This window comes from Bradyrhizobium sp. Leo170 (genome assembly GCF_004296405.1).
Taxonomy (GTDB): Bacteria; Pseudomonadota; Alphaproteobacteria; order Rhizobiales; family Xanthobacteraceae; genus Bradyrhizobium.
Genome location: NZ_PSRR01000505.1, coordinates 1 through 4,201, shown reverse-complemented (window position 1 = coordinate 4,201; position 4,201 = coordinate 1). Strand labels below are relative to the sequence as shown.

Annotated in this window: 5 protein-coding genes and 1 pseudogene; all 6 read left to right on the top strand. The window is 67.8% G+C overall.

The features are described from left to right. Nucleotides 1-1,476: GspE/PulE family protein (locus CWO89_RS41435; protein ID WP_130584009.1), on the top strand; the 1,476-nt coding region annotated here is incomplete at its 5' end. Between the two features lie 7 nt (nucleotides 1,477-1,483). Further along, nucleotides 1,484-1,993 (top strand): annotated as a pseudogene (locus CWO89_RS49305) (type II secretion system F family protein); the annotation flags it as partial. 124 nt (nucleotides 1,994-2,117) lie between these two features. Continuing rightward, nucleotides 2,118-2,687 carry a type II secretion system F family protein gene (locus CWO89_RS48570; RefSeq protein WP_245476816.1) on the top strand — a complete coding sequence of 190 codons (570 nt, stop codon included), beginning with the start codon at nucleotides 2,118-2,120 and terminating at the stop codon, nucleotides 2,685-2,687. A gap of 9 nt (nucleotides 2,688-2,696) precedes the next feature. Continuing rightward, entirely contained in the window at nucleotides 2,697-3,146 is a 450-nt protein-coding gene (locus tag CWO89_RS41425; protein ID WP_130584008.1) for a prepilin-type N-terminal cleavage/methylation domain-containing protein, read from the top strand. Next, nucleotides 3,103-3,597, top strand: coding sequence for a prepilin-type N-terminal cleavage/methylation domain-containing protein (locus CWO89_RS41420; protein WP_165421552.1), 495 nt, complete (start codon nucleotides 3,103-3,105; stop codon nucleotides 3,595-3,597). The genes CWO89_RS41425 and CWO89_RS41420 overlap by 44 nt, the downstream gene beginning before the upstream one ends. Continuing rightward, on the top strand, nucleotides 3,594-4,201 hold a 608-nt coding region (locus CWO89_RS41415; protein WP_130584006.1), incomplete at its 3' end, for a PulJ/GspJ family protein. The genes CWO89_RS41420 and CWO89_RS41415, both read left to right, overlap by 4 nt.

Here is a 4,201-nt window from a genome sequence, read left to right as displayed (position 1 = left end):
CCACTAGTCGAGGGGCGCTTCGCCGGCGGTGAGATGTCGACGCGGTTCCTCAAGGAGGAGCGCCTCTTCCCTTACGCGACCGCGGCCGGAACGTTGCGTCTCGCAGTGGCCGCTCCGATCGACGATGAGACGTTGCGAGCGGTCGAGCTCGCGCTGCGCAGGCCGATCGTGCTTGCCGTGGCGACTGCCGATGATTTGGAAGCCGCGCTTTCGTTACGACTCGAGCCCGATCAGCCGAGCGATACCCCGCAAATCGGCACGGGCGCAGGCGAGGATGATCTTGACAATTTGCGCGACCTCGCGCGTGGCGCGCCGGTGGTGCGGGCGCTCGATGACCTGCTGCGCCTGGCGGTCGAGCAGCGGGCGACCGATCTGCACATCGAGCCGGCTGGCAATGCGCTGCAGGTTCGGCTGCGCGTCGATGGCATGCTGAAGAACGTGCCGGCGCCGCCGATGAGCATGGCCAAGGGCATCCTGTCGCGCCTCAAGATTCTGGCCGGTCTCAACATCACCGAGCGCCGCCTGGCGCAGGACGGACGCGCGCATATCGTTGTCAGTGGCAGCGAGATCGATCTGCGGGTCGCCACCATGCCGACGATGCATGGCGAATGCGCCGTCATTCGCCTGTTGCGCAAAGGGGCAGGCCTGGTATCGCTCGACCAGATCGGCCTCAGCGCGCGTGACGAGACGATCCTGCGCAAGGCGTTGCTGGCCCCTTATGGAATGGTGATCGTCACCGGACCGACCGGATCGGGAAAGACCACCACGCTTGCGGCGTCGCTTGCGGTGATCAATGAGCCGACCCGCAAGATCCTGACCATCGAAGATCCCGTCGAGTACCAGATTTCGGGCATCAACCAGACCCAGGTGCATCCAGGCATCGGGCTCACTTTCGCATCGGCGCTGCGTTCGTTCATGCGGCTCGACCCTGATGTCATCATGGTCGGCGAGATGCGCGATTCCGAGACGGCCCATATCGGTGTCCACGCTGCGCTGACCGGCCATCTGGTGCTGACGACGCTGCACACCAACACCGCGGCTGGCGCCATCACGCGTCTGATCGACATGGAGATAGAGAGCTTCCTGCTGGCGTCCTGCGCGCGGGTGATCGTGGCGCAGCGGCTGGTGCGGATCCTGTGCGATCACTGCAAGGAAAGCCACTCGCTGTCGGCGGCGGATATCGCCGCTGACGAGCGCTATGCAGCGCTCGGCATCGAGGCCGGCGAAGTGGTCTGCCGGCCCAAGGGCTGCGACTGGTGCGGCTTCACCGGTTTCCGCGGACGCAAGGGCGTGTTCGAGATCATGGAGATCGGCACGGCGTTGCGACGGTCAATCGGCCCGAAAACCGACTCCACCGACCTCGAAACCGCGGCGCGGCGCGAGGGCATGACCACCATGACCGAGGACGGCATCAACAAACTACGCGCCGGGCAGACCACACTCGATGAAATCTTCCGCCTGACCACGAGCCTGTAGGGCGATCATGCCACACTACCGCTACCGCGCGTTGACCAAGGCCGGCGAGATCATTCTCGGTGATGTCGACGCGCCCTCGCGCGAGGAGGTGCTGCGGCGCATCGAGTATCTCGGCCACTTGCCGGTCGAAGCGGAGATCGCGGGCGGCGGCGCGCGGCGCAGCGGCATCTCAAGCAGCGGATTGCCGCGCCCGCGCGAACTCACCACCTTCATGCGCTTGCTGGCGCTCCTGCTGCGGTCCGGGCTGACGCTCGAAGCCGCGCTGCAGACGCTGGAGGACGACACCAACAAGGCGGTAGCCCGCTTCGCTGGCGGCCTGCGCTCGGCGGTCTCGGGTGGCGACGGCTTTGCGGAAGCGCTGGAGCGCCACGACTCCATCATCGAGCCGATCTACATCGCCATGGTGCGGGCGGGCGAGGCGTCCGGCAAGCTCGAGGTGGTGCTGCGGGCGATCGTCGCGGACCGCACCCGGCGCGAGCAGTTGTCGCAGCGGATCAGCGCGGCGATCCGCTACCCGATGTTCCTGGTCGGGTCGGCGGTGCTGATCCTGTTCTTCTTTCTGCTTTATGTGGTGCCGCAGTTCGAGTCTGTCTTCACGGAGTTGCGCGGAAAGCTCCGCGGGCGCCGCCTTCGCGCTGACGATGTCGACTTGGCTACGCGCCAATCTCGACACCTTCCTCGGCGTCTGTGCCGCCATGCTGCTGGTCGGCTGGCTGATCCTGCGGCAACAGGGGGCGCGGGCGTGGCTCGTGGGTGCGCTCGCCTCCATTCCCGGCGTGGCCGGGGTGATGAACGACCGTCGCACCGCCCGCTTCCTTGGCACCCTGGGGCTATTGGTCGAGAACGGCGTGGCGCTCCCCGCCGCGCTGAAGATCCTGCGCGACATCATTACCGAGCCGCGCTACGCGGCGGCGGTCGACCAGGTGCACGAGCAGGTCCGTAACGGCCGCCGCTTCATCGAGGCGCTCGCCGAGAGCGATCTCGTGCCGCCGCTTGCGGTCCGCATGCTGCGGGTCGGTGACGAGACCGGCGACCTCTCGGCGATCGCGCAACACGCCGCACAATTCTACGAGCAGCGGCTCGCCATCGGTCTCGACCGGTTGATGGGCGCGATCGGGCCGATCACCATCATCGCGGTCAGCATCGGTGTCGGCACGCTGATCGTGTCGATCATGAGCGCGCTGCTCAGCATCACCGAGCTTGCGATGTAGGGGCGGCCGATGGCGCGAGCAGGCATCAACGATCGGCGTGCGGGCTCGACCTTGATCGAGGTCGTGGCGGTGATGCTGATCATCTCCATTCTCGCCACGCTGGTGGTGACGATGGTGCCCGGCACCGGGCGGGCGAACATGAAGGCGCTGACGCTGCAGACCGCGGCGCTGCTGCGGCGTGAACGGCTCGCGGCGATTCTCACCGGGCAGAGTCGCAGCGTTTCGCTCGATGCAAGGGAGCGGCGGCTTGTTGGGGAGAGCGGGGTTATCGCGATTCCCCGCGACGTGGTGCTCGATGTGGTCGGTGTCGACGCGCGATGGTCGGGACGGCAGGCGGTGGTCCGGTTCGAGCCGGACGGCGCCTCGACCGGCGCGGTGCTGAAGTTCTCGTGGCAGGGAGTGCGCTATGAGGTCGATGTCAACTGGTACAACGGTCGCGTGGCGATCGATCTGCCGTGACCACGCCGCCGCGCGCGGAGGGTTTACGCTGATCGAGGCGCTGGTCGCGATGGCTCTGCTCTTGGCGTTCGTGTCGGTGCTCGGTCCGCATCTGTTTTACGCGCGCCGGATCGCCGACAAGCTCGACGGCCGCATTGCCGCGCAGACGCTGCTGCGCGCGATCCTCGATACGCCCGTCGACCGCATCGCGCTCGCGAAGGGGCCGCGCGACGGCGAGACGGCCGGCCTGCGCTGGACGGTCACGGCCGAGCCGATGTTCGTCGACGCCATGGTGCCACAGCAGGGGAGCCTGATGCAGTCCGTGGTGGACAAGTCCCAGGAGAAACCGAACGAGCCCCCCGCCAAGCGCCGGAGCTGGATCGCCTACCGCGTGAGCGCGAAGGTGTCGTGGGGGCCCGGGCAGGTGGTCAGCGCCGAGACGCTGCGGCTGGGACCGAGGGACGAAGAATGACCGCGAAACCAACTCTTCCGAAACACGGCCTGCCGAAATCAACGCTGCGCGGCGTGCGGGGTTTCACCCTGATCGAGGTGCTCGCCGCATTGGCGATCGGGTCCGCCGTGATCGTCGCGACCGCGGCCCTCATCCACAACGTCGCCCTCAACTTCGATCGCCGCACCGGCGTGGTGGGCCGGGCGGACCAACTGCTGCTTGCGATCGAGCGCCTGGCGGCGGATTTCGGCGCGGCGCGTCTGGTGCCGCAGTCTCTCGCTCCGCAGTCCGCGGGCGGTGGCAATCGGAGGGCCGCCTTCGTCGGCGGGTCCACCGAAGTCAGGTTCGTTGCGGCCGGCGGCACCGTGGCCGGGCTGCAGGGCGAGGAGGTGGTCAGCCTGACCGCCGAGGAGCGGGATGACAGGAGCCAGCTCGTGCGCCGGCGCGCGCCATGGCCAGGGCCGCGCATGCCGTTCGAGAACGTCGCGCTGCGCGACCCCGTTCTGCTGCTCGAGGGGAAGGTCGAGATCGCGTTCGCCTTCGCCAGCCTTGCGACGGACGGGACCGTGACCTGGAGCGACACCTGGAGCGGGCAGCCGCTGCCGCCGCGCCTGGTGCGGCTCTC

Excerpts from the sequence above, each read along its gene's own strand:
- CWO89_RS48570 (WP_245476816.1), top strand. The coding sequence starts at position 2,118 with ATGTCGACTTGGCTACGCGCCAATCTCGACACCTTCCTCGGCGTCTGT.
- CWO89_RS41425 (WP_130584008.1), top strand. The coding sequence starts at position 2,697 with ATGGCGCGAGCAGGCATCAACGATCGGCGTGCGGGCTCGACCTTGATC.
- CWO89_RS41420 (WP_165421552.1), top strand. The coding sequence starts at position 3,103 with ATGTCAACTGGTACAACGGTCGCGTGGCGATCGATCTGCCGTGACCAC.